This window comes from Pseudomonas sp. FBCC-B1667 (assembly GCF_059133255.1).
Genome location: NZ_CP101437.1, coordinates 4992625 through 5016910, shown reverse-complemented (window position 1 = coordinate 5016910; position 24286 = coordinate 4992625). Strand labels below are relative to the sequence as shown.

The 24286-nt window shown below is 59.0% G+C and carries 22 protein-coding genes; 16 read left to right on the top strand and 6 right to left on the bottom strand.

Features of this window, described 5'->3' with window-relative positions; all coding sequences use genetic code 11:
- Positions 1-71 precede the first annotated feature (71 nt).
- The 6 genes from NL116_RS23160 (at position 72) to flgE (ending at position 5117) form a co-directional block, all read left to right on the top strand.
- Positions 72-1004, top strand: coding sequence for a chemotaxis protein CheV (locus tag NL116_RS23160; protein ID WP_494374196.1), 933 nt, complete (start codon positions 72-74; stop codon positions 1002-1004).
- Between the two features lie 46 nt (positions 1005-1050).
- Complete coding sequence (gene cheR, locus NL116_RS23155; protein WP_010457158.1) at positions 1051-1878, top strand: protein-glutamate O-methyltransferase CheR; 828 nt, start codon at positions 1051-1053, stop codon at positions 1876-1878.
- Positions 1879-2176: 298 nt separating this feature from the next.
- Entirely contained in the window at positions 2177-2584 is a 408-nt protein-coding gene (flgB, locus tag NL116_RS23150) for a flagellar basal body rod protein FlgB (RefSeq protein WP_027923954.1), read from the top strand.
- Positions 2585-2587: 3 nt separating this feature from the next.
- On the top strand, positions 2588-3031 hold the full coding sequence (gene flgC / locus NL116_RS23145) for a flagellar basal body rod protein FlgC (protein WP_123432836.1): 444 nt from the start codon (positions 2588-2590) through the stop codon (positions 3029-3031).
- Between the two features lie 15 nt (positions 3032-3046).
- Complete coding sequence (flgD, locus tag NL116_RS23140; RefSeq protein ID WP_494374195.1) at positions 3047-3772, top strand: flagellar hook assembly protein FlgD; 726 nt, start codon at positions 3047-3049, stop codon at positions 3770-3772.
- 31 nt (positions 3773-3803) lie between these two features.
- Positions 3804-5117: a flagellar hook protein FlgE gene (flgE, locus tag NL116_RS23135; protein ID WP_494374194.1), complete on the top strand. Its 1314-nt coding sequence runs from the start codon at positions 3804-3806 to the stop codon at positions 5115-5117.
- A 285-nt stretch (positions 5118-5402) separates the two neighbouring features.
- On the opposite strand, the gene NL116_RS23130 is transcribed toward flgE, so the two are convergent.
- Positions 5403-8297 carry a ribonucleoside-diphosphate reductase subunit alpha gene (locus tag NL116_RS23130; RefSeq protein ID WP_494374193.1) on the bottom strand — a complete coding sequence of 965 codons (2895 nt, stop codon included), beginning with the start codon at positions 8295-8297 and terminating at the stop codon, positions 5403-5405.
- Positions 8298-9034: 737 nt separating this feature from the next.
- Here NL116_RS23130 and NL116_RS23125 point away from each other — a divergent pair.
- Positions 9035-9757, top strand: coding sequence for a response regulator (locus NL116_RS23125; RefSeq protein ID WP_494374192.1), 723 nt, complete (start codon positions 9035-9037; stop codon positions 9755-9757).
- Positions 9754-11364, top strand: coding sequence for an ATP-binding protein (locus tag NL116_RS23120; protein WP_494374191.1), 1611 nt, complete (start codon positions 9754-9756; stop codon positions 11362-11364). The genes NL116_RS23125 and NL116_RS23120 overlap by 4 nt, the downstream gene beginning before the upstream one ends.
- 124 nt (positions 11365-11488) lie before the next feature.
- Here the strand turns inward: NL116_RS23120 and NL116_RS23115 are convergent, their stop codons facing one another.
- On the bottom strand, positions 11489-12214 hold the full coding sequence (locus tag NL116_RS23115) for a 4'-phosphopantetheinyl transferase family protein (RefSeq protein ID WP_494374190.1): 726 nt from the start codon (positions 12212-12214) through the stop codon (positions 11489-11491).
- Between the two features lie 69 nt (positions 12215-12283).
- Positions 12284-13075, bottom strand: coding sequence for a dienelactone hydrolase family protein (locus NL116_RS23110; RefSeq protein WP_494374189.1), 792 nt, complete (start codon positions 13073-13075; stop codon positions 12284-12286).
- A 147-nt stretch (positions 13076-13222) separates the two neighbouring features.
- On the opposite strand from NL116_RS23110, the gene NL116_RS23105 reads away from it, so the two are divergent.
- The 4 genes from NL116_RS23105 (at position 13223) to NL116_RS23090 (ending at position 16811) form a co-directional block, all read left to right on the top strand.
- Positions 13223-13825 (top strand): hypothetical protein, encoded by a 603-nt coding sequence (locus NL116_RS23105; protein ID WP_494374188.1) that lies wholly within the window; start codon positions 13223-13225, stop codon positions 13823-13825.
- A gap of 118 nt (positions 13826-13943) precedes the next feature.
- The gene (locus NL116_RS23100; RefSeq protein ID WP_494374187.1) at positions 13944-14621 is read left to right on the top strand and encodes a response regulator; all 678 of its coding nucleotides are present in this window, start codon (positions 13944-13946) and stop codon (positions 14619-14621) included.
- On the top strand, positions 14618-15964 hold the full coding sequence (locus NL116_RS23095; RefSeq protein WP_494374186.1) for an ATP-binding protein: 1347 nt from the start codon (positions 14618-14620) through the stop codon (positions 15962-15964). The genes NL116_RS23100 and NL116_RS23095 overlap by 4 nt, the downstream gene beginning before the upstream one ends.
- Before the next feature lie 484 nt (positions 15965-16448).
- Positions 16449-16811, top strand: a complete 363-nt coding sequence (locus NL116_RS23090; protein WP_494374185.1) for a DUF6124 family protein — start codon at positions 16449-16451, stop codon at positions 16809-16811.
- A 146-nt stretch (positions 16812-16957) separates the two neighbouring features.
- Here the strand turns inward: NL116_RS23090 and NL116_RS23085 are convergent, their stop codons facing one another.
- Positions 16958-17956 (bottom strand): AraC family transcriptional regulator, encoded by a 999-nt coding sequence (locus NL116_RS23085; protein ID WP_494374184.1) that lies wholly within the window; start codon positions 17954-17956, stop codon positions 16958-16960.
- Positions 17957-18294: 338 nt separating this feature from the next.
- Here NL116_RS23085 and NL116_RS23080 point away from each other — a divergent pair, with 338 nt between their 5' ends.
- Positions 18295-19629 carry a dicarboxylate/amino acid:cation symporter gene (locus tag NL116_RS23080; RefSeq protein ID WP_494374183.1) on the top strand — a complete coding sequence of 445 codons (1335 nt, stop codon included), beginning with the start codon at positions 18295-18297 and terminating at the stop codon, positions 19627-19629.
- Between the two features lie 143 nt (positions 19630-19772).
- Positions 19773-20954, top strand: a complete 1182-nt coding sequence (locus tag NL116_RS23075) for a CaiB/BaiF CoA transferase family protein (RefSeq protein ID WP_494374182.1) — start codon at positions 19773-19775, stop codon at positions 20952-20954.
- Between the two features lie 126 nt (positions 20955-21080).
- Here NL116_RS23075 and NL116_RS23070 read toward each other — a convergent pair whose 3' ends face one another.
- Both NL116_RS23070 and NL116_RS23065 read right to left on the bottom strand, forming a co-directional pair.
- Positions 21081-21575, bottom strand: coding sequence for a SprT family zinc-dependent metalloprotease (locus tag NL116_RS23070; RefSeq protein ID WP_494374181.1), 495 nt, complete (start codon positions 21573-21575; stop codon positions 21081-21083).
- 149 nt (positions 21576-21724) lie between these two features.
- On the bottom strand, positions 21725-22327 hold the full coding sequence (locus NL116_RS23065; protein ID WP_494374180.1) for a Yip1 family protein: 603 nt from the start codon (positions 22325-22327) through the stop codon (positions 21725-21727).
- A 280-nt stretch (positions 22328-22607) separates the two neighbouring features.
- On the opposite strand from NL116_RS23065, the gene ttcA reads away from it, so the two are divergent.
- Positions 22608-23432: a tRNA 2-thiocytidine(32) synthetase TtcA gene (gene ttcA / locus NL116_RS23060; RefSeq protein WP_494374179.1), complete on the top strand. Its 825-nt coding sequence runs from the start codon at positions 22608-22610 to the stop codon at positions 23430-23432.
- Between the two features lie 124 nt (positions 23433-23556).
- Positions 23557-24231 carry a DNA-3-methyladenine glycosylase I gene (locus NL116_RS23055; RefSeq protein ID WP_494374178.1) on the top strand — a complete coding sequence of 225 codons (675 nt, stop codon included), beginning with the start codon at positions 23557-23559 and terminating at the stop codon, positions 24229-24231.
- The last annotated feature ends 55 nt before the right edge of the window (positions 24232-24286 follow it).

Below are 24286 nucleotides of genomic sequence, written 5' to 3'. Positions count from 1 at the left end.
AGCAAGCGCCGTGCCGTTTAGCAATGAACGTGCGTCGCAACACACTTAAGCGTTGGTGTAGGAGTCTGTGCATGGCTGGTGTAATGGATGCGGTAAACCAGCGCACGCAACTGGTAGGGCAGAATCGCCTGGAGCTGTTGTTGTTCCGTCTCGACGGCCAGCAGCTCTATGGGATCAACGTGTTCAAGGTTCGGGAAGTGCTGCAATGCCCAAAACTGACGTTGATGCCCAAATCCAGTCCTGTCGTGTGCGGTGTGGCAAATATCCGGGGGGCGACCATTCCGATTCTTGATCTGGCCATGGCGACCGGCTCCGGCGCACTGAAAGATCAAAGCAATCCGTTCGTGATCATCACGGAGTACAACACCAAGACCCAGGGTTTTCTGGTGCGCTCGGTGGAGCGCATCGTCAACATGAACTGGGAAGAGATTCATCCGCCACCCAAGGGTACGGGACGCGATCACTACCTGACGGCTGTGACTCGGGTCGACAATCAGTTAGTCGAAATCATCGACGTCGAGAAAGTGCTGGCGGAAGTGGCACCCACCCCGGAAGCGATTTCGGTGGGCGTGGTCGATGTCGAAACCCAGCACAAGGCTTTGTCCTTGAAGGTGTTGACCGTCGATGACTCATCAGTGGCGCGCAAGCAGGTGACTCGTTGCCTGCAAACGGTCGGCGTTGAAGTGGTGGCGTTGAACGACGGCAGGCAAGCGCTGGACTATCTGAAAAAGCTGGTCGATGAAGGGAAGAAGCCGGAAGAAGAGTTCCTGATGATGATTTCCGACATCGAGATGCCGGAAATGGACGGGTACACCCTCACGGCCGAGATTCGCAACGACCCGCGCATGCAAAAGCTTCATATCATCCTGCATACTTCTTTGTCCGGGGTATTCAATCAGGCGATGGTCAAGAAAGTCGGTGCCGATGACTTCCTTGCCAAGTTCCGTCCTGATGACCTGGCATCCCGGGTAGTCGACCGGATCAAAGCAGCAGATATCAGCTAGGGGCCTTCTGCCCCTGGTGGTTAACACGATTTAAGAGGCGGTATCTTTGTCTACGGGTAATTTGGATTTCGAACAGTTCCGGGTCTTCCTGGAAAAAGCCTGTGGCATTTTGCTCGGTGAAAACAAGCAGTACCTGGTCTCGAGCCGTCTCAACAAACTGATGGAACAGCAAGGCATCAAGTCCCTGGGTGAGCTGGTCCAGCGCATTCAGACCCAGCCGCGCAGCGGTTTGCGCGAGATGGTGGTGGACGCGATGACCACTAACGAAACCCTCTGGTTTCGTGACACCTATCCGTTTGAAGTGCTGAAGAACAAGGTATTGCCTGAAGCGATCAAAGCCGCTCCTGGCCAGCGCTTGCGGATCTGGTCCGCGGCGTGTTCGTCGGGTCAGGAACCGTATTCGCTGTCGATGTCGATCGACGAGTTCGAGCGCGTCAACATGGGCCAGTTGAAAATGGGCGCGCAGATTGTCGCCACCGATCTGTCCGGCACCATGCTGACCAACTGCAAGACCGGCGAGTACGACAGCCTGGCGATCGGCCGTGGCCTGTCGCCCGAGCGCCTGCAGCGTTACTTCGATCCGAAAGGGCCGGGACGCTGGGCGATCAAGGCGCCGATCAAGAGTCGCGTGGAGTTTCGCTCGTTCAACCTGCTGGACAGCTACGCAGCCTTGGGCAAGTTCGACATCGTGTTCTGCCGCAACGTGCTGATCTACTTCTCCGCCGAGGTGAAGAAAGACATCCTGTTGCGCATTCACAGCACGCTCAAGCCGGGCGGCTATCTGTTCCTCGGTGCGTCCGAAGCGCTGAACGGTTTGCCGGATCATTACCAGATGGTCCAGTGCAGCCCGGGGATCATTTACCAGGCGAAATGATTCGTTGGCGGCACAAAAAACGGGAGTCCTCAGGGGCTCCCGTTTTTTTATGCCTGATGATTTCACGCCAACACCCCAATTCAAATGTGGGAGCGAGCAAGCCCGCTCCCACATTTGGATCTGCGTGCCCGTGGGAAAGCGGCAGAAAAGCGGCATCCAGCGGACACCGTTTGCCGCTTTTCTGGCATTGCCGTCCTTGCCACTCCCCGCAAAGCCCGGATTTTCGGGGTATTTCGATTTGGCACGCCGCTTGCTTTGTCACCGTTACGAAAAATCAGGTCACCGAAGGTTTCCCGACATGAGCATCAGCTTCGATAAAGCGCTCGGTATCCACGAACAAGCCCTGGGCTTCCGCGCTCAGCGTGCCGAAGTCCTGGCCAACAACATCGCCAACGCCGACACCCCGAACTACAAGGCTCGGGATCTGGACTTCTCCAAAGTGCTTGCCGCACAGAACGAGAAAACCAAGGGCGGTACGTTTGCCTTGAACATGACCAACAGCCGTCATATCGAAGCTGAAGGCCTGGGCAATGGCGACGAGTCGCTGCTGTATCGCACGCCGATGCAACCGTCGATCGACCAGAACACCGTGGACGCCCAACTGGAACAGTCGAACTACGCGGAAAACGCCGTCGGCTTCCAGGCCAGCTTCACCCTGCTCAACAGCAAATTCAAAGGGCTGGTATCAGCCCTGCGCGGAGAGTAAGTCATGTCTCTATCCAGTGTTTTCAACATTGCCGGTAGCGGCATGAGTGCGCAAACCACGCGCTTGAACACCGTCGCCTCCAACATCGCCAACGCCGAAACCGTCTCGTCGAGCATCGACCAGACTTATCGCGCCCGTCACCCGGTGTTCGCCACCATGTTCCAGGGCGGCCAGAACGGTGGCAGCGATTCGCTGTTCCAGAGCCAGGACGCTGCCGGTCAAGGCGTGCAAGTGCTCGGCGTGGTCGAAGACCAGAGCAACCTCGAAGCGCGTTATGAGCCGAACCATCCTGCTGCCGACGCCAAGGGTTACGTCTACTACCCGAACGTCAACGTCGTCGAAGAAATGGCCGACATGATTTCCGCGAGCCGTTCGTTCCAGACCAACGCCGAAATGATGAACACCGCCAAAACCATGATGCAGAAGGTCCTGACCCTCGGTCAGTGATAAGGGGCGACTCAGATGAGTGTTACTGATACCACCAGCGGTTTGAGCCTCAAGGATGTTTTGGCAAACTCCTCGGTCAAGACCACGAGCACCGGTACCGATGGCCTGGCTGCGGCAACCAGCAGCGCCACCGGCAAGAACGCTTTGGGCAAAGATGCGTTCCTGCAGTTGCTGGTGACGCAGTTGAAAAACCAGAACCCGCTGGAACCGCAGGACAACGGCGCGTTCGTCGCTCAGTTGGCGCAGTTCAGCAGCCTGGAAGGCATCACCAAGCTCAACGACACGGTCAGCGGCATTGCCGGCAACTACAACTCGTCGCAAGCGTTGCAGGCTTCTTCGCTGGTGGGTCGTTCGGTCGTTGCCCAGACCGACACGGCTGTGGTCGACACCTCCAAGAGTTTCAACGGTACGGCAGTCGTTCCGGCTTCGACGAACCCGGTCACCATCAAGATCACCGATACCGATGGCAAAGTCGTTCGCACCATCGACTTGGGCAGCCAGCAAGCCGGCAACGCCAGTTTCATCTGGGACGGCAAGAACGACGCGGGTGAAGTGGCCAAGGCCGGCACTTACAAGTTTGCAGCAACCGCGACTTACGACAACAAGGCGACCTCGCTGGTGACTTACCTGCCGGCAACCGTCAACAGCGTGACCATCAGCCAGACTGGCGGTGAGTTGATGCTGAACCTCGCAGGCCTGGGCAGCGTTGCCCTGTCCAAAGTACAGACCATTGGTATATAGAGCCGACTAGCACGGCACAAAGGAGTGGAATATGTCTTTCAATATCGGCCTTAGCGGTCTCTATGCAGCCAACAAACAACTGGACGTCACCGGCAACAACATCGCCAACGTCGCGACCACCGGTTTCAAATCGTCCCGTGCAGAATTCGAAGACGTGTACTCGGCCACGCGCCTGGGCACCGGCAGCAAGACCATCGGCAACGGCGTGCGTCTGGCCAACGTTGCCCAGCAGTTCACTCAGGGTGACGTGAACAACACGGGCAACGTGCTGGACATGGGCATCCAGGGCAGCGGGTTCTTCATCCTCAGCGACAACGGTTCCCTGAGCTACACCCGTGCCGGTGCGTTCAAGACTGACGCCGAAAACTACGTGGTCGACAACAACGGCAACCGCTTGCAAGGTTACGGCGTCGATGACAATGGCAAGATCATCAATGGCGTGCTGACCGACCTGAAAATTGACACCTCGAGCCTGTCGCCAAAGGCGACCACTCGCGTCGACCAGACGATTAACCTTGACTCCTCGGAAGCCCTGCCGACCGTTACGCCGTTCAACCCGGCTGAGCCATTGAGCTACAACAAGCCAATCTCCACGCAGATCTACGACAGCCAGGGTAACCAGCACAACCTGGACCAGTACTACGTGAAAACCGGTACTAACGCGTGGACTGTGTACACCTACGTGGACGGTCGTTCGCCTTCCAACCCGGCCACCGAGCCACCGGTGCCAGTGACGGCCAACGTGACCTTCAACTCCGACGGTACGGTCAATACCATGACCGGCAGTCCTGGCTTTGCTGTGACCGGTAAAGTCTTCCAGTTGACCGGTTGGGTGCCGGGCGTTGTGACCAATGCCGGCGTGACGCCGAAAATCTGGGGTCCTAACGGTTCGGTTCCGGCTACGGGCGGTTTGGCCTTCGACATGACCAAGACCACCTCTTTCAATTCGTTGACTGCCCGTACCCAGCAATTCCAGGACGGCTACGCCACTGGCCAGATCTCCAGCCTGACGATCGATGAAAGCGGCGTCATGACTGCCAACTTTACTAACCGGCAAACCAAGGCCATCGGTCAGGTAGCGGTCGCCAGCTTCGCCAACGAACAAGGCCTGCAGCCCATCGGCGGTACTCGCTGGAAAGAAACCTTCGCCTCGGGTTTGGCCGGTGTTGATGCACCGAAAACCGGTACCTTGGGTGCGGTGGTGTCCAACTCTCTGGAAGAGTCCAACGTCAACCTGACCAACGAACTGGTTGATTTGATCAAGGGGCAGAGCAACTACCAGGCGAACGCCAAGACCATCTCCACCCAAAGCACCATCATGCAGACCATCATTCAGATGACCTGATGCCTGATAGCGCTGCATAAAGAACCCCTCGAAAGAGGGGTTTTTTTATGGCCTGGATTTGTCTGGGGTATTGGCATTCCGGTTGTCTGTGCTGGCCTCATCGCGAGCAAGTTCGCACCACAGGGTGCCGAGTTGGCCGGGAGGAATACGATCAACTGTGTGAGCCTGCTCGCGATGGCGTCAGCTCGGTCACCACTTTCCTCGAGACAAAAGAAAACCCCCGACCCATCCAGAGGATTGATCGGGGGTTTCGGGTAAGCGGCTTTCAGCGCCTACCGGCTCAGCTTATTGGCAAGCTTCGCAATCCGGCTCATCGATGGCGCAGGCCTTTGGCACTGGAGCAGGGCCGGCCGGTGCTGCCAGGACCGAATCTTCACCGTGGTTGCCGCCGCTGGAAACAGCGTTCAGCTTGCCGGTGTTGATGGTCGACTTCTCGGTGCTGGTCGCGGCCAGGGCACGGAGGTAGTAGGTGGTTTTCAGGCCACGGTACCAGGCCATGCGGTAAGTCACGTCCAGCTTCTTGCCCGAAGCGCCAGCGATGTACAGGTTCAGCGATTGAGCCTGGTCGATCCACTTCTGACGACGGCTTGCTGCGTCAACGATCCACTTGGTGTCCACTTCGAAAGCAGTCGCGTAGAGCTCTTTGAGTTCTTGCGGGATGCGCTCGATCTGTTGCACCGAACCGTCGTAGTACTTCAGGTCGTTGATCATGACCGAGTCCCACAGACCGCGAGCCTTGAGGTCGCGAACCAGGTACGGGTTGATCACGGTGAATTCGCCCGACAGGTTCGATTTCACATAGAGGTTCTGGTAGGTCGGTTCGATCGACTGCGAGACGCCAGTGATGTTAGCGATGGTCGCGGTCGGTGCGATGGCCATGATGTTGGAGTTGCGAATGCCTTTCTGTACACGGGCGCGAACCGGTGCCCAGTCCAGGGATTCGTTCAGGTCAACGTCGATGTACTTCTGGCCACGTTGCTCGATCAGGATCTGTTGCGAATCCAGCGGCAGGATGCCTTTGGACCACAGCGAGCCCTGGAACGTCTCGTAGGCACCGCGCTCGTCGGCCAGGTCGCAGGAAGCCTGGATCGCGTAGTAGCTGACCGCTTCCATCGACTTGTCGGCGAACTCGACCGCAGCATCCGAACCGTAAGGAATGTGCTGCAGGTACAGCGCGTCCTGGAAGCCCATGATGCCCAGACCGACCGGACGGTGCTTGAAGTTGGAGTTCTTCGCTTGTGGCACCGAGTAGTAGTTGATGTCGATCACGTTATCGAGCATGCGAACGGCGGTGTTCACGGTGCGTTCCAGCTTGGCGGTGTCCAGCTTGCCGTTGACGATGTGGTTCGGCAGGTTGATCGAGCCCAGGTTGCAAACAGCGATCTCGTCCTTGTTGGTGTTCAAGGTGATTTCGGTGCACAGGTTCGAGCTGTGGACAACGCCCACGTGCTGCTGCGGGCTGCGCAGGTTGCACGGGTCTTTGAAGGTCAGCCATGGGTGGCCGGTTTCAAACAGCATGGACAGCATTTTGCGCCACAGGTCTTTGGCCTGGATGGTCTTGAACAGTTTGACCTTGCCTGGGTATTCGGTCAGGGCTTCGTAGTACTCGTAACGCTCTTCGAAGGCTTTGCCGGTCAGGTCATGCAGGTCTGGTACTTCGGATGGCGAGAACAGGGTCCACTTGCCGTCATCGAAGACACGCTTCATGAACAGGTCAGGGATCCAGTTGGCAGTGTTCATGTCGTGGGTACGACGACGGTCATCACCGGTGTTCTTGCGCAGCTCGATGAACTCTTCGATGTCCATGTGCCAGGTTTCCAGGTAGGCACACACAGCGCCTTTGCGCTTGCCACCCTGGTTAACGGCAACGGCGGTGTCGTTCACTACTTTGAGGAACGGTACAACACCCTGGGATTTGCCGTTGGTGCCCTTGATGTACGAACCGAGCGCACGAACCGGCGTCCAGTCGTTGCCCAGGCCGCCAGCGAATTTCGACAACATGGCGTTGTCGTGGATCGCGTGATAGATGCCCGACAGGTCATCCGGCACGGTAGTCAGGTAGCAGCTCGACAGTTGTGGGCGCAGGGTGCCCGCGTTGAACAGCGTTGGCGTCGATGACATGTAGTCGAAGGACGACAACAGGTTGTAGAACTCGATGGCACGGTCTTCTTTCTGCTTCTCTTCGATCGCCAGGCCCATGGCCACGCGCATGAAGAAGATCTGCGGCAGTTCGAAGCGGATACCGTCCTTGTGGATGAAGTAACGGTCGTACAGGGTCTGCAGGCCCAGGTACGTGAACTGCTGGTCGCGCTCGTGGTTGATCGCCTTGCCGAGTTTTTCCAGGTCAAAATTGGCCAGGACCGGGTTCAGCAATTCGAATTCGATACCCTTGGCGATGTACGCAGGCAGCGCCTTGGCGTACAGGTCGACCATCTCGTGGTGGGTCGCGCTTTCGGCAACGTTGAGGAAGCTCAGGCCTTCGGCACGCAGGGTGTCCATCAGCAGGCGAGCGGTCACGAACGAGTAGTTCGGCTCACGTTCAACCAAGGTACGGGCGGTCATCACCAGGGCGGTGTTGACGTCGGTCAGGGCCACGCCGTCGTACAGGTTTTTCAGGGTTTCGCGCTGGATCAGGTCGCCGTCGACTTCTTCCAGGCCTTCGCATGCTTCGGTGACGATGGTGTTCAGGCGACCCATGTCCAGAGGAGCAAAGGTGCCATCGGCGCGGGTAATGCGGATCGATGGGTGCGCGTTGACCGCTTCTTCGGCCGGCGCGTGGGCGGCGCGTTGTTTCGAACGGCCGTCACGGTAGATCACGTAGTCGCGGGCTACTTTCTGCTCGCCGGCACGCATCAGGGCCAATTCAACCTGGTCCTGGATTTCTTCGATGTGGATGGTGCCGCCCGAGGGCATGCGACGCTTGAAGGTCGCGGTGACTTGTTCGGTCAGGCGGGCCACGGTGTCATGGATTCGCGACGAGGCGGCAGCGGTGCCGCCCTCAACTGCGAGAAACGCTTTGGTGATGGCGACGGTGATCTTGTCATCGGTGTAAGGAACGACAGTGCCGTTACGCTTGATCACGCGCAGTTGACCAGGCGCGGTGGCGGACAGATCCGAAGTCGAATCAGCGGCCTGCGGCAAGGTGCCCTGCGGGTTCTCGCGAGTTGTGTCGGTTTGCATGGGGGGGGTGTCTCCACATTCTCTATGTTTGTTTGGGCACCCTAAAGGTGCCCACCGTTCTGTCCAAAAGCACTACAACCGACGGAGGTCGGGCATAACAACTTCGGGACAGTAGGAAAAAGGCTAATGATGCCGCTTCCTTGCCGAAGTTTTTGGTCGCGAGCCTGGGCTCGAAACCGGATTCCTTTCAGGGGTGCCAGTTCAAGACTGCAACACCCGTACCGTTTCGGCTGTTCTGGCCGGAAAAAAACGGTGCCATCCGCCTGTGCGGTTTGGGCTTGTAAATTCGTGCTTGGTTCAACCATAAACAGGCAATAAAGCGCTTGAGTTTCTGGTCTGAAATGTGGTTGGGCTTTTAAGCTAAAACCCTACATGTAGGGTTTTTTTGGCGCCGAGGTACAAGATAATGCGTTTTGGAGGGTGTTGCAACGTACTGCCTGTGGATAAACCTGTGCGTAAATTGTGTGTGAAAGGTGGAACGCACGTGCAGGCCGCGACCTAGCTGGATCGAGCCGTTTTTCATCGAATTTCAACGATTGAAAACAGCCGGTTGGAATTTTAAGGGCGCGAACCCTATCACAAAAAACCGGGTTGTCCGAACGCATTTGCCGGCTTGTGTTCTCGGCGGGCGGCGTTTATACAATCGCCCCATGGTTACGCATTCTTATCCTCCCCAATCATTACAAAAAGACGGGCGGATCCTTCCTTATAAGTGTTGTTGGCAAGCAGAGGTCATCGTGGAGCAAGAAGCCTGGCAGGTATTGATTGTGGAGGACGACCAGCGTCTGGCCGAACTGACCCGCGATTACCTGGAAGCCAATGGCTTGCGCGTATCAATCGAAGGCAACGGTGCGCTGGCGGCGGCACGCATCATTAAAGAGAAACCGGACCTGGTGATCCTCGACCTGATGCTGCCGGGTGAAGATGGCCTGAGCATCTGCCGCAAGGTCCGCGACAAATATGATGGCCCGATCCTCATGCTCACTGCCCGCACCGACGACACCGACCAGATCCTCGGCCTCGACCTCGGTGCCGACGACTACGTGTGCAAACCGGTGCGCCCGCGCCTGTTGCTGGCGCGCATCCAGGCCCTGTTGCGCCGCAGCGAAGCCCCCGAGGCCATCCCGGAAAAACAGCGGCGCCTGCAGTTCGGTCCGCTGGTGGTGGACAACGCATTGCGTGAAGCCTGGCTGCATGACAACGGCATCGAGCTGACCAGCGCCGAGTTCGACCTGCTTTGGCTGCTGGTCGCCAACGCCGGGCGCATCCTGTCCAGGGAAGAGATTTTCACCGCCTTGCGCGGCATCGGTTATGACGGCCAGGACCGCTCCATCGATGTGCGTATCTCGCGCATCCGCCCGAAAATAGGCGATGACCCCGAGCACCCGCGACTGATCAAGACCATCCGCAGCAAGGGCTATCTGTTCGTTCCCGAAGCCTGCGTAGACCCGTCGCTGTGAACTCGATCTTCCTGCGCATTTATGGCGGCATGTGCGCGGCGTTGATTTTGGTCGCGGTGCTGGGCGTGCTGGCGTTGCATCTGCTCAATGAGGTGCGCAGCGAGCAATACCGCGAGCGCCTGGCCCACGGTACGTTTTCGTTGATGGCCGACAACCTCAAGCCGATGAACGAAACCGAGCGTCATCGCGCCTTGCTGGTCTGGGAGCGCTTGCTCGGCATTCCACTGGCACTGACCACGTTTGCCCAGACCGACCTCGATCTGACCCAGCGCACCCGCGTACTGCGCGGCCAGGCATTGGTGGAGCAGACCGGTCCGCACGCGGCCAAGGTCTATCGACTGGTCAGTGACAAGGAACAGCTTGTGCTGACGGGCGAGGTGCAGCAGATCAGCGAACAACTGGCCCGTGCCACTATTTATCTGCTGGTCGATGAACTGGTGCGCTACCCGGTGGCGGAGCAGCCCGAGCGGCTGGCGCTGCTGAAAGAAGACAAGGGCTTTGGTTTCGACTTGCGTCTGGTCAAGGTCGAGCAGGCGGACATGGACGAAGACCAGAGCCGTCGAGTGTCCGAGGGCGACACGGTGATGGCGCTGGGCAAGGGGGGCGACTCGATCCGGGTGTTTGCCGGCATGGTCGGGACGCCGTGGGTGCTGGAGATCGGTCCGCTGTACCAGATGAATCCCTACCCGCCGCAATGGCTGGTGTTGATCGCGGCGCTCGGGTTGAGCCTGATCGGTTTGATCGTCTACTTGCTGGTGCGCCAATTGGAGCGTCGTTTGCGTGGCTTAGAAGCCGCCGCCACGCGCATCGCCAAGGGCAGCCTGGAAACCCGCGTGCCGGCGCGCGGCGCCGACTCGGTGGGGCGCCTGGCCGCGGCCTTCAACGGCATGGCCGAGCACTTGCAGCAATTGCTGGCGATCCAGCGCGAACTGGTGCGCGCCGTGTCCCACGAACTGCGCACTCCGGTGGCACGCCTGCGTTTCGGCCTGGAGATGATCGGCTCGGCCACCACGCCGCAGCAGCTGGAAAAGTACCGCGAAGGCATGGACCACGACATCGAGGACCTCGACAAACTGGTCGACGAGATGCTGACCTACGCGCGGCTGGAGCAAGGCTCGCCGGCACTGAATTTCCAACGGATCGATCTGGATGCGCTGGTCAATCAAGTGATCGAAGAACTGGCGCCGTTACGCGCCGAGGTTACGGTGCAGCGGGGGCTGTGCCTGTCGGCAGCGGATTGCGATGATGCCTGGGTTGAGGCGGAACCACGTTACATGCATCGGGCCATCCAGAATCTCGTCAGCAACGCCATGCGCCACGCTTCGTCGCGGGTGACCGTCAGTTATCAGGTGGGGCAGCAGCGTTGCCGGGTGGACGTCGAGGATGACGGGCCGGGTGTGCCGGAGTTGGCCTGGGAACGCATTTTCACGCCGTTCCTGCGCCTGGATGACAGCCGGACGCGGGCGTCGGGCGGGCATGGGTTAGGGTTGTCCATTGTGCGGCGGATTATTCATTGGCATGACGGGCGGGCGTTGATCAGCAAGAGCAAGAGTTTGGGGGGGGCCTGTTTCAGTTTGAGTTGGCCGCGCAATCAGGAAAAGCGCTGAGACCTGTGGTGAATGGTAAGCCGCCTTCGCGAGCACGCGCGCTCCCACATTTTACCGAGTTGACTCAGATCTGATGTGGGAGCGGGCTTGCTCGCGAAGAGGCCGGCCCAAACACCACACACCTTCAGGCTTTAATGCTGACCAGACTCAACAACTGCCCCTCCATCACCCCAAACTGCGCCTCCAGCTCCGTCCCATGTCGCCACTCATTCGACAAATCCGTTAGCAAGCGCAACCGCACCTCACCGGCCTCGGTCCATTCCAGCACCTCGGCGTGTTCAAAATAAAAACGCTGCTTAACAATCGGGTACAGCGCTTTAAACAAGCTTTCTTTCACCGAAAACGTCAGCGTGACCAACATCGCCAGATCATCGCGACGCCCGGCGGCCATGCGCTGCAACTCCGGTGGCGTGAGAATTTCCCCGGCCAGGCGCTCGGCCCGTTCCGGGTTGAGCAGGTTTTCCAGGTCCATCCCCAACCCGCGCCAATCGGTTTTCCTCGCGACTATCGCTGCCGCCCGGCCGGTACTGTGGGTGATGGAGCCGGCAATGTGCGCGGGCCACACTGGCGCCCGGTCTTCGCCGATGGCCGGGATAAAATTCAGGCCTTCCAATTGTTGCAGCGCGGCCCGAGCGCACACCCGTCCGGCGAGAAATTCGGCCTGGCGCTTGGCGACCGAGCGCTGAATGCTCGCCGGCGGCTCGATGGCGCTGCGCCGGAAATCATCGATGGTCAGTTGCGAGCTCTCGAAGTGGGTACTCAGCAACGCCGCATCGGGCAGCACAAACGGCAGCGGCCAATGAGCGTCGAGCGGGGTGCAGCAGGCGGGAAGGGCGGGGGCGGGATTCATGTCGGGCATTTTGCCGTTTAGCGTCCAGACTGGGTAGTAGTGATGGCTTTTGTGGCGAGGGGCTAATGACTAGCCAAATATCTTTTTGAAAAACGCCTGCATATCCGCCCATGAGCGCTCATCTGCCGCCTTGTTGTACCCGATATCCGGCCCACCATGATCGCCATGGCTCAACCGGTCCGCATCCGGATTACTGAACCCATGCCTGGCGCCCTCAAGGCTGACAAATTGATAGTCGGCGCCGGCCTTGTTCATTTCAGCCTTGAACGCGGTGACGGCATCCGGTGTGACCATACTGTCCAGCGCCCCATGTTCCACCAGTATTTTCGCTTTCACACTCCCAGGGGTTGCTGGCGTATTGGTCGCCAGCGCGCCGTGGAAACTGACCACCCCCAGCAGCGGGGAGCCCCGGCGCGCCGCGTTTAGCACCACGCCACCGCCGAAGCAATAACCAATCGCCGCGACTTTATTCGGATCGGTTTGCGGTTGCCGTTCCAACAGCTCAAGTCCGGCCTGAAAACGCGCTGCCGCCGCTGAGCTGTCTTTCAGCACCTCCTGCATGAACGCCATCGCGTCCTTAGGGTGCTCGGTGTTTTTGCCACCGCCGTACATGTCGATGGCCAGCGCGCTGTAGCCCAGACCGGCGAGGTCACGGGCGCGACGCTTGGCGTAGTCGTTCAGTCCCCAGAATTCATGCACCACCACCACACCGGGACGTGGGCGATTGATAGCGTCGTCGTAAGCGTAGTAGCCCATCATTTTCGTGCCATCGGCACTTTGATAAGGGATTTCCTGAGTCTTGATAGCGGCTTGAGTCAGCCCGCTCAAGGCGAGTAATACGAGGGCGAGGAAAACGCGCATGGCCGAATCTCCTGCAAGAAAGTGATCAAAACAGCGGGGTGGATCTGATTCAGCTCAGGTTCAGAGTGCGTTCAGGGGGAGTTCAGGGGGGGGTGAGTAACCTTGCCCCGTACCCAAAAAGCAAATAGTGCATGAGGAAACTCCCCAATGACTACATTCAAAAAACTGCTTCTGGCTTTCGCCGTGATGGGCGCCAGCACTGCGGCGTTGGCCTCCGACGATAATTTCGCCAGCCTTACTCTTGGACAGACCAGCGACAAGGTCAAAAAATCCCACGCCCTGAACGACAACCTTGACCATCCGAACGCCGACGGCGTGATTGGCAAAGACGCCACTTATGGTGTGCGTCTGGGTAAGCAAAACAGCGAGGGCCGCTACTACGCCACTTACGACAACGTGTCGGGGTCGCACAATGGCATTAAACTACGCCAGGAAAACCTGCTGGGCAGCTACGATCTGTTTTACCCGGTAGGCGGGAGCACTAAATTGTTTGGTGGTGCCACGGCTGGCCTCACCAAGCTGACTCAGGAGTCCTCAGGCTACAGCCGTGACAGCGACATCGGTTATGCCATCGGCGGACAAGTCGGTGTGTTGCAGCAGGTTTCGCAAAACACCTCGGTTGAACTGGGTTACCGTTACCTGCGCAGCAACGCCAGCACCGAGATGAGCGAGCGCGGTGGCAGCAAACAGGGCTCGCTGGACCTGACCAGCAGCGCCCAGACCTACTTGTCGGCGAACTACGCTTTCTAACAGGCGCGTCGCGAAGGGGCCGCGCCGGATCAACCAAAAGGCTGATCCGGCGTCGCCATGTTAGCCATCGAGGTGCATTGATGCCCTCTGGAGATGATGATTTGCCCGGGAGAGCGTTATGAAACTGCTGGTCGTCGAAGATGAAGCGCTGTTGCGCCATCACCTGCAAACCCGCCTGACCGAAAGCGGCCACGTGGTCGAATCCGTGGCCAATGCCGAAGAGGCGCTTTACCAGACCGGACAGTTCAACTTTGACCTGGCGGTGATCGACCTCGGCCTGCCGGGCATGGGCGGGCTCGACTTGATTCGTCAACTGCGCGCCCAGGGCAAGACCTTTCCGATCCTGATCCTCACTGCACGCGGCAACTGGCAGGACAAGGTCGAAGGCCTGGCCGCCGGGGCCGACGATTACGTGGTCAAGCCGTTCCAGTTCGAAGAACTCGATGCGCGCCTGAATGCCTTGCTGCGCCGTTCCAGCGGTTTTACCCAGTCGACCATCGTCGCCGGGCCGCTGCTGCTGGACCTCAATCGCAAGCAAGCCTCCCTCGATGAACAACCGCTGGCGCTGACTGCGTATGAGTACCGGATCCTCGAATACCTCATGCGTCATCACCAACAAGTGGTGGCCAAGGACCGCTTGATGGAACAGCTCTACCCCGATGACGACGAGCGTGATCCGAACGTCATCGAAGTGCTGGTCGGCCGTCTGCGCCGCAAACTCGAAGGCCCGGGCGGGTTTAAACCGATCGACACCGTGCGCGGTCTCGGCTACCTGTTCAATGAGCGCTGCACTTGATTCGTTCCCTTCGCGTTCGCTTGATGCTCGCCGCCACACTGTTGGCGGTGTTGTTCATGTTGGCGTTGCTGCCGGCGATGCAAGGCGCGTTCAGCCTGGCGTTGCAGGACTCGATCGAGCAACGCCTGGCCTCGGACGTCACCACGCTGATCTCCGCCGCACGGGTGGAAAACAATTCCCTGCAAATGCCGGCGCAATTGCCCGATGAGCGCTTCAACTTGACCGACAGCCGTTTGCTCGGCTACATCTTCGACCGTGAAGGACACCTGGTCTGGCGGTCGAAAGCCACCGGGCAAGAACTGATTAACTACAAGCCGCGTTACGACGGGCGCGGCAATGAGTTCGCGCGGATTCGCGAGGCCAATGGGCAGGAGTTCTTCGTCTATGACGTCGAGGTCAAGCTGCTCGGCGGCAAAAGCGCGGCGTTCAGCATCGTCACGTTGCAACCGGTGCGCGAGTACGAAAACACCCTTGAAGGCCTGCGCGAAAACCTCTACCTCGGTTTCGGCGCGGCCTTGCTGGTGTTGCTGTCGCTGCTGTGGATCGGCCTTACTTGGGGCCTGCAGGCTTTGCGTCGGCTCAGCCAGGAACTCGACGAAATCGAAAGCGGCACCCTCGAAAGCCTCAGCGAACAACACCCTCGCGAGCTGCTGCGCCTGACCGGTTCCCTCAACCGCTTGCTGCACAGCGAACGCGAACAGCGCAGCCGTTACCGCGACTCCCTGGACGACCTCGCCCACAGCCTGAAAACCCCGCTGACCGTGCTGCAAGGTGTCAGCGAAGACATGGCCCAGCGCCCGGAAAACCGCGAGCAGGCCTGGGTGCTGCAAACCCAGATCGAACGCATGAGCCAACAAATCAGCTACCAACTGCAACGCGCCAGCCTGCGTAAAAGCGGCCTGGTGCGCCACCAGGTGCGCCTGCAACCGGTGCTGAAAAGCCTGTGCGACACACTGGACAAGGTTTACCGCGACAAACGCGTGCGCGTCGCCTTCGACCTGCCGCAACCGTGTTACGTGCCGATCGAGCAGGGCGCCTTGCTGGAAATGATGGGCAACCTGCTGGAAAACGCTTATCGGCTGTGCCTGGGTGAAGTGCGCATCAGCGTGCGTGAAACGCTGAGCGGGGTTGAACTGTGTGTCGAGGATGACGGGCCCGGTGTACCACCGGATCAGCGTGCGCGGATTCTTGAACGGGGGGAGCGGCTGGATCGGCAGCATCCGGGGCAGGGGATTGGGCTGGCGGTGGTCAAGGACATTATCGAGAGCTACAGCGCGAAGCTGACGCTGGGGGATTCGCCGATGGGCGGGGCGGCGTTCCGGATTCATTTTCCGGTGGTTTGACTGAAAGGTTGACGGTGTTCTTTCGTGCCTCTTCGCGAGCAAGCTCGCACACATTCGATTGCATTTCTCCAACAGGAACCCGGTCAAATGTGGGAGCGGGGTTGCCCGCGAAAGGGCCAGCCCATCCACCACAACGCCCACAGTGTGAACAATAAACAGAGATGTTTAAAAAACATCTCCAGACACTCACTCAGGCTACACATCCTTGCGCCGTTGCCTACGACTACGCCAGAATCCGCCGGCTTGTGCGTCTGGGGCGTGGGTTCTATCGTTTGCGGGTCGCTGACGAATCAGCGATCGGGTTTAGCGATCCGATACCCTACACAGACGCAAAAGCTGAAATTCGCGTAATGGCGGCTGTGCGTGGGAGACCTTCGAGGTCTACCCGGGGTTTCTGTGTCCCGGATCGCTAACCTGCGTACAGCCGCCACCTTTACTTGTTTAGCGATAGGTCGTGGCGGCTCAACCAACCACGGAGCTGCACATGTTCAAAATCACGCCCAACCCGCCAGAAACCGATACCGACGACGTCTCCCCCTACGAAACCCCAGAATCAAAAAAACTCAACAAAGCCGCCGACCGCGCCCTCGACTTCTACCTCAAACCGGTCATTCCCAAAGACACTCCGCGCAAACCCAGCACTCTCTACTTCGTCGGGCCCGACACCAATGATGAAGCCTTGCTGGTCAGCGCCTGTGAAACCATGGCGTCGGCGAGTGTGATGCTGAGTGATTTTGCGGGGCAGGTGGAGGGGACGCAGCGCAACACGGTGCTGGGGATTGCGCAGGTTGTGATGCTGGGGGAACTGGCGGTGAACCGGATGCTGGACAGACTCGATCCGCCTTAGCAGTTATTCAGTCAGGTAGACCGCGTCATCGTTCTTCGCGAGCAAGTCGAATCGTCGCACCGCCGCTCCCACATTAGATCTGGGTCAACCCGGTTAAAGGTGGGAGCGGGCTTGCTCGCGAAGGGGCCAGCCGCTTCAACGCAAAATCAACTCTCCTGCGCCCGATAAGCCCCTGGCGTCACCCCGGTCCACTTCTTGAACGCCCGATGAAACGCCGAAGGCTCGGAAAACCCCAGCTGTTCAGCAATCTGCTGCAACGACAAATCCGCGCGCCCCAAGTGATAAATCGCAATATCGCGCCTGAGCTGATCCTTCAATTCCTGAAAACTCGAGCCTTCCTCGCGCAAATGGCGTCGCAACGTCTGGGGGCTGATGTGCATGTGCGCGGCTACGGCTTCAAGGTCTGGCCAGCGAGCGCTGTCGCGGCTGAGCAAGCGGCGCAGTTGGCTGCTCAGGCTGTCGCCGTCATCCGGGCGCGACAGCAGGTCGGCGGGGGAATGTTCGAGGAAATGTTTGAGGGTGCGTTCGTCCTGCAGCAGCGGCATGTTCAGGTAACGACTGTGAAACAGCAGGCTGCTCTGCGCTGAGGAAAACACCATGGGGCAGGGGAACAGCAAGTCGTATTCGGCGCCGTGTTCGGGTCTTGGATAACTGAACGTCGCCTGCTCCAATCGTATGCGCTGGCCGATCAGCCAACTGCCGAGGCGGTGCCAGACCATCAGTTGGCTTTCGGTGAGGAAATGGTCCGGGTCGTGGAACTTCGAATCGTCGAGACCCAGGCGGATCATTTCGTCTTCGCGGGTGAGGGTCAGACGCGGACCGTCGGGGAATAAGCTATAAAACAATAAGCCGCGATGCAGTGCTTTTTCCAGAGTGCGGCAGTGGATCACGGCGTGGCACATCATCGCGAAACTGCCTGTTTTACTCGGGACCGGCCCGAAGCCGAGGTATTCGTCGTCCAGTGCCAGCCACAGGCCCTGGATCAAACGGGTGAACTGCTCAGGTGCGATTCGCGCACGCGGTTCGTCCAGCAGCTCGGGACTGATGCCCAGTTGCTGCAACAGGTCTGAATAGTCATATCCCAGCCGGCGCGCGCCACCGAGAGCGGCACGGGCGAAATGACTGGCGATGGTGCGTTCGCGCATAGAAGGCAGGTCCGTCCATTGAACGACGGATGGTAGCCGCGCTCATCAGTGACGAACAAGGCGGATATCCGCCAAATTGCAGGATGAGGTCGGGTGGATGGGCGGAAATCCGCCACATCGGTGTCATCGCTCAGTGACGAAGAAAAACCTGTAACCCTTGATGTCAAAAGGCTTGCGGGCAATTTGGCGAAGGTGGCACGGGCCTTGCGATACAACGAGCAGATGCCTGCCGTCGCGCAGCTCAAAAACAAATCCCTCCAGAAGCAGGAGGGTTCGCAATTCAGGTGCCATGGACAACAGATGGATGTTGTCACCGGGCACTCTTGAGGAACTTTGCAATGACGACTCGTCAGCCACTGTACAAATCCCTGTATTTCCAGGTGATCGTTGCCATCATTATCGGCATTTTGATCGGTCACTTTTATCCGCAGACTGGTGTGGCCCTCAAACCGCTGGGTGACGGGTTCATCAAACTGATCAAGATGATCATCGCCCCGATCATCTTCTGCACCGTGGTCAGCGGTATCGCCGGCATGCAGAGCATGAAGTCGGTCGGCAAGACCGGCGGCTATGCGCTGCTGTACTTCGAAATCGTTTCAACCATCGCGTTGCTGGTCGGTCTGGTAGTGGTCAACATTGTCCAGCCGGGTGCCGGCATGCACATCGACGTGACCACGCTGGATGCCTCCAAAGTCGCTCAGTATGTGGCGGCCGGCGCTGATCAAAGCGTGGTTGGCTTCCTGCTGAACGTGATCCCGAACACCATCTTCGGCGCGTTCGCCACCGGCGATATCCTGCAAGTGCTGATGTTCTCGGTGATCTTCGGTTTCGCCCTGCATCGCCTGGGTGCCTACGGCCGCCCGCTGCTGGACTTCATTGATCGCTTCGCCCACGTGATGTTCAACATCATCAACATGATCATGAAGCTCGCGCCTATCGGTGCCTTCGGCGCCATGGCGTTCACCATCGGTGCCTACGGTGTTGGCTCGCTGGTGCAGCTGGGTCAACTGATGGCGTGTTTCTACATCACTTGCGTGGTGTTCGTGCTGGTCGTTCTGGGCGGCATTGCTCGCGCTCACGGCTTCAGCGTGCTGAAAGTGATTCGCTACATCCGTGAAGAGCTACTGATCGTGCTGGGTACTTCTTCTTCGGAATCGGTACTGCCACGCATGCTGATCAAGATGGAACGCCTGGGCGCGCAAAAATCTGTCGTGGGTCTGGTGATCCCGACCGGTTACTCGTTCAACCTCGACGGCACTGCGATCTACCTGACCATGGCGGCCGTGTTCATCGCTCAGGCGACCGACACCCACATGGACATCACTCACCAGATCACCCTGCTGGTGGTGTTGCTGCTGTCTTCCAAAGGCGCCGCTGGCGTGACCGGTAGTGGCTTCATCGTGTTGGCCGCTACCTTGTCCGCCGTTGGCCACCTGCCGGTCGCCGGCCTGGCGCTGATCCTCGGTATCGACCGCTTCATGTCCGAAGCCCGTGCCCTGACCAACCTGGTGGGTAACGCGGTTGCCACCCTGGTTGTGGCCAAGTGGGTCAAGGAACTGGACGTTGACGTGATGCACGCTGAACTGGCTTCTGGCGGTCGCGGTATCTCCGACGAACGCGTAGAAGACGACCTGGGCGTGGCTGAAGGCCCAACCCCAACCAACGTCAAGTAACACGCGTTGAATGAAAAACCCGCTTCGGCGGGTTTTTTCTTGCCCGTGATTTGAGCTTAACAGTCACCTTTGCTGACACTTCGGGTGATTGCTGCAATGCCAATGGCTGCCTAGGCTGGAGGCATCGTTCACGGAGATCGTTCATGCTCGGGCCATTGGCATCACTCAAGGTTCTGGATTTTTCGACACTGTTGCCGGGGCCGTTTGCCTCGTTGTTGCTGGCGGACATGGGCGCCGAGGTGTTGCGCATCGAATCGCCGACTCGCATGGATCTGCTGCGGGTGCTGCCGCCGCATGATCAGGGGGTGTCCGCGAGTCACGCCTACCTCAACCGCAACAAGCGCAGCCTGGCGCTGGACCTCAAGCAGCCCGAGGCGCTGGAGCTGATCAAGCAGTTGCTGGCCGACTATGACATCGTGCTGGAGCAGTTCCGCCCCGGCGTGATGGAGCGCCTGGGGCTGGGTTATGAAGCCTTGAAAGCGATCAATCCGAAGCTGATCTACGTATCGATCACCGGTTATGGCCAGACCGGCCCCTACAAAGACCGAGCCGGCCACGACATCAACTACCTGGCGCTGGCGGGACTGGCCAGCTATACCGGACGCGCCGACAGCGGGCCGCTGCCGTTGGGCATGCAAGTGGCGGATGTCGCCGGAGGCTCGCTGCACGGGGTCATCGGCCTGCTCGCGGCGGTCATCGCCCGGCAACAGACCGGGCAGGGCCAGCACCTGGACGTGAGCATGACTGACTGCGCGTTCAGCCTGAACGCCATGGGCGGCGCCGGGTACCTGGCGTGCGGTGCGGAGCCGGGCCGGGAAGACCAGATGCTCAATGGCGGCAGCTTCTATGACTATTACCGTTCACGGGATGGACGCTGGTTATCGGTGGGCAGCCTGGAGCCGGTGTTTATGAAGCAACTGTGTACGGCGTTGGGGCTGGAGGAGTTGTCGCCCCTGGGCTTGTCGCCAAAGCCTGCGGACCAGAAAAAGCTCAAGGACGCGCTGAAGACTGAATTCGAGAAACATGACTTTGATGAGTTGTGTGGGCTGTTTGCCGAACTCGATGCGTGTGTTGAGCCGGTGTTGAATCTGGGTGAGGCGATTGCGCATCCGCAGTTGAAGGCGCGGGAGTTGGTGACTGAGGTGCCGCGTGGGGATGGTTCAACGCAGGCGCAGATGGCCTGTCCGTTGAAGTTTTCAGACGGGTTGCCTGAACCTCGGCATATCGGTGCGGCGCTGGGGCAGCATACGGATCAGGTGTTGGGGGAGTTGGGGTTTAGTGCGCAGCGGATCGAAGAATTGCGGTGTGCCAAGGTGATTTTGTAGTGGGGTAGAGGGCCTCTTCGCGAGCAAGCCCGCTCCCACATTCGACCGAGTTGTTTCAGGGGAATGCGCTTAAATGTGGGAGCGGGCTTGCTCGCGGAGGGGCCGGCACATGCACCGCAAATCTTGCTATTCGACCCGCATCTCCCCGCTAAACACCAAGGTGCTCCGGCACCGCCGGCACAAATACCGCCGGCCCTGCCGCACCAAACCATGGCGCTGCGCCGAAAACGGGAAATCGCTGTCTGCGCACGGGCATTTGTAGATATAGCGCGTCACGCGGCGGCGTTTGACGTCGTAGGTGTGGCAGCGATTGGGCGGCAGTTCGTACACGCCGCGCATGATCAGCTGCCACTCTTCACCGTGTGGCTGGATGCGGTCGCCAAACAGCTGATGAGCGATCAGGTGCGCGACCTCGTGGGCCACGGTTTGCTTGAGGAAATCTTCGGTGTTTTCCCGGTACAGCTGCGGGTTGAAGCGCAGCAGGTTCTCATGCAAATGCGCGACACCGGCTTTTTGACCGCGCAGCTTGAGGCTCACCACGGGGCGTTTGAAAGTTCGTTTGAAAAAGGATTCGGCGAGTAGGTAACAGTCTTCGACGCGGGTATTGAGTTGCTCGGGCATGCTTGATGGATCTCCAGAGACGTCGAGTATGCCGCAACCCTGGAGTCTTGCGAATCGCCGAGGCGCCGAATGGTCGTCGCCTCCGGCATTAGAAGGCCGCCTTGCGGCGGCCTGTATTGGCAGATCTTGTTTTTGGGTGGAAAAAACCATTAGTTCGTATAGACCGGCCCCACGCCGAGTCCCCAGACAATGACTGTGAACGCCATGATGGCGACCAGCACCACCAGGCCTACCGCAAGCACCGAACTTGAAAACAGGAACCCCTCGTCTGATGGAATGTTCATGAAAGTGGGTAGCCCCACGTACAGCAGGTACACCGTGTAGCAGATGGCCGCCGTCCCGACGATCATCCCCAGCCACATGTGTGGGTACAGCGCCGCCAGTCCGCCGATGAACAGCGGAGTCGCGGTGTAGGTCGCAAACGCGACGCAACGGGCCAGGCTCGGGTTGGCGTCATAGGTGCGAGCCATCCAGTGGATGAACGCGCCCATCACTGCAACACCGCCGAGCATCGCCACGTACGACATGATCGTCATCCATAGCGCGCTTTCCTGCGTCAGCATCACGGGTGCACGGCTGCCGATAACCCAGCCGACGTGCGTGGTGCCGATAAACGCCGACACGGCAGGGATCGCCGCCAGAATCAGCGTGTGGGTCAGGTACATGTGGCTGATGCTTTCCTCTTGGTCGCCACGGATTTCTTTCCATTCCTGGTCGGGGTGGGTGAAGAGCCCCACTACGTGATGGATCATGCCAGTCACTCCTCTTGTTTTTACCGTCGCCCCCCATTGGAGCGCTTACAGGCCAAAGTGGCCGCGTAAGTAAAGGTCTGGATTTGAATGCGACCTTATGTCGCAGTATAGAAAGGACTTACCCGCACAGGTAAGAGGGGCTTAGAGCAAATCGCGCTGTAAACACCTTGGTTAATCGCCGACGGGTCTGTGCGTGCAGACAGGAGACCGTGGGCACTTCGCCCCTGATGGGTTTTTGCGTAAAATGCCGGCCTTTCGTCACACCTAACGGATTCGCGTCATGGGCACTCTCACGGTCAACCAGAACAAACTGCAAAAGCGCCTTCGTCGTCAGGCTGGCGAGGCTGTTGCCGATTTCAACATGATTGAAGACGGCGACAAGGTTATGGTCTGCCTGTCCGGCGGCAAGGACAGTTACACCATGCTCGACGTGCTGATGCACTTGCAGAAGGTCGCCCCGATCAAGTTCGAGATCGTGGCCGTGAACATGGACCAGAAGCAGCCAGGGTTCCCGGAGCACGTGCTGCCGGCCTACCTCAAGGCATTGGGCATCGAGTACCACATCGTCGAGAAAGACACCTACTCGGTGGTCAAGGAACTGATCCCGGAAGGCAAGACCACTTGCTCGCTGTGCTCGCGCCTGCGTCGCGGCACGCTGTACACCTTTGCCGATGAAATTGGCGCGACCAAACTGGCCCTCGGTCATCACCGGGACGACATCGTCGAGACGTTCTTCCTCAACATGTTCTTCAACGGTTCGCTCAAGGCCATGCCGCCCAAGCTGCGCGCCGATGACGGGCGCAACGTGGTGATTCGGCCGCTGGCCTACTGCAACGAAAAAGACATCCAGGCCTATTCGGACCTCAAGCAATTTCCGATCATCCCGTGCAACCTCTGCGGTTCTCAGGAAAACCTGCAACGTCAGGTGGTCAAGGAGATGCTGCAAGACTGGGAACGCAAGAGCCCGGGCCGTACCGAAAGCATTTTCCGCAGCCTGCAAAATGTGCAGCCGTCACAATTGGCGGACCGCAACCTGTTTGATTTCACCAGCCTCAAGATCGACGAGACGGCGGCTTCGCGCTTCGTCAACGTTGTAAACCTCTGAACAAAATTGTGGGAGCGGGTTTGCTCGCGAAGGCGTCGTGTCAGTCGATATCAATGTTGCCTGATACACCGCTTTCGCGAGCAAGCCCGCTCCCACAGGTTTTTCGATTACCTCAGGAGAGGGCATGCGCGATTACAAGTGGCTGCACGAATACTGTCTGAACCGCTTCGGTTCAGCAGCTGAACTGGAAGCCCATCTGCCCGTTCCGAAAACCCCGGCACAATTGCGCAAGATCAGCGACGACCGTTACCTCTCGACCATGGCCCTGCGGGTGTTTCGCGCCGGCCTCAAGCACAGCCTGGTGGACGCCAAGTGGCCGGCCTTCGAAGAGGTGTTCTTCAAGTTCGACCCGGAAAAAGTCGTGCTGATGAGTGCCGAGCACCTCGAACGCTTGATGCAGGATGCGCGGATCATCCGCCACCTGGGCAAGCTCAAAAGCGTGCCGCGCAATGCGCAGTTCATTCTGGACGTCGCGCATGAGAAGGGCAGCTTCGGTGAATTGATTGCCGATTGGCCGGTGACGGATATCGTCGGGCTGTGGACGTACCTTAAAAAACGCGGCCATCAATTGGGCGGTTTGTCGGCACCGCGTTTCTTGCGCATGGTCGGCAAAGACACGTTTGTGCCGAGTTACGACGTGGTCGCGGCGTTGAATGCGCAGAAGATCGTCGACAAGGTGCCGACCAGTTTGCGCGACCTGGCCTTGGTGCAGGAGGTGTTCAACCAGTGGCATGAACAGAGCGGCGGGCGGGCGATGAGCCAGATTTCGATGATGCTGGCCTATACCGTCAATCATTAAAGCCGAGTCGCCCCCTTCGCGAGCAGGCTCACTCCTGAAGGGGATTTGTGAACGC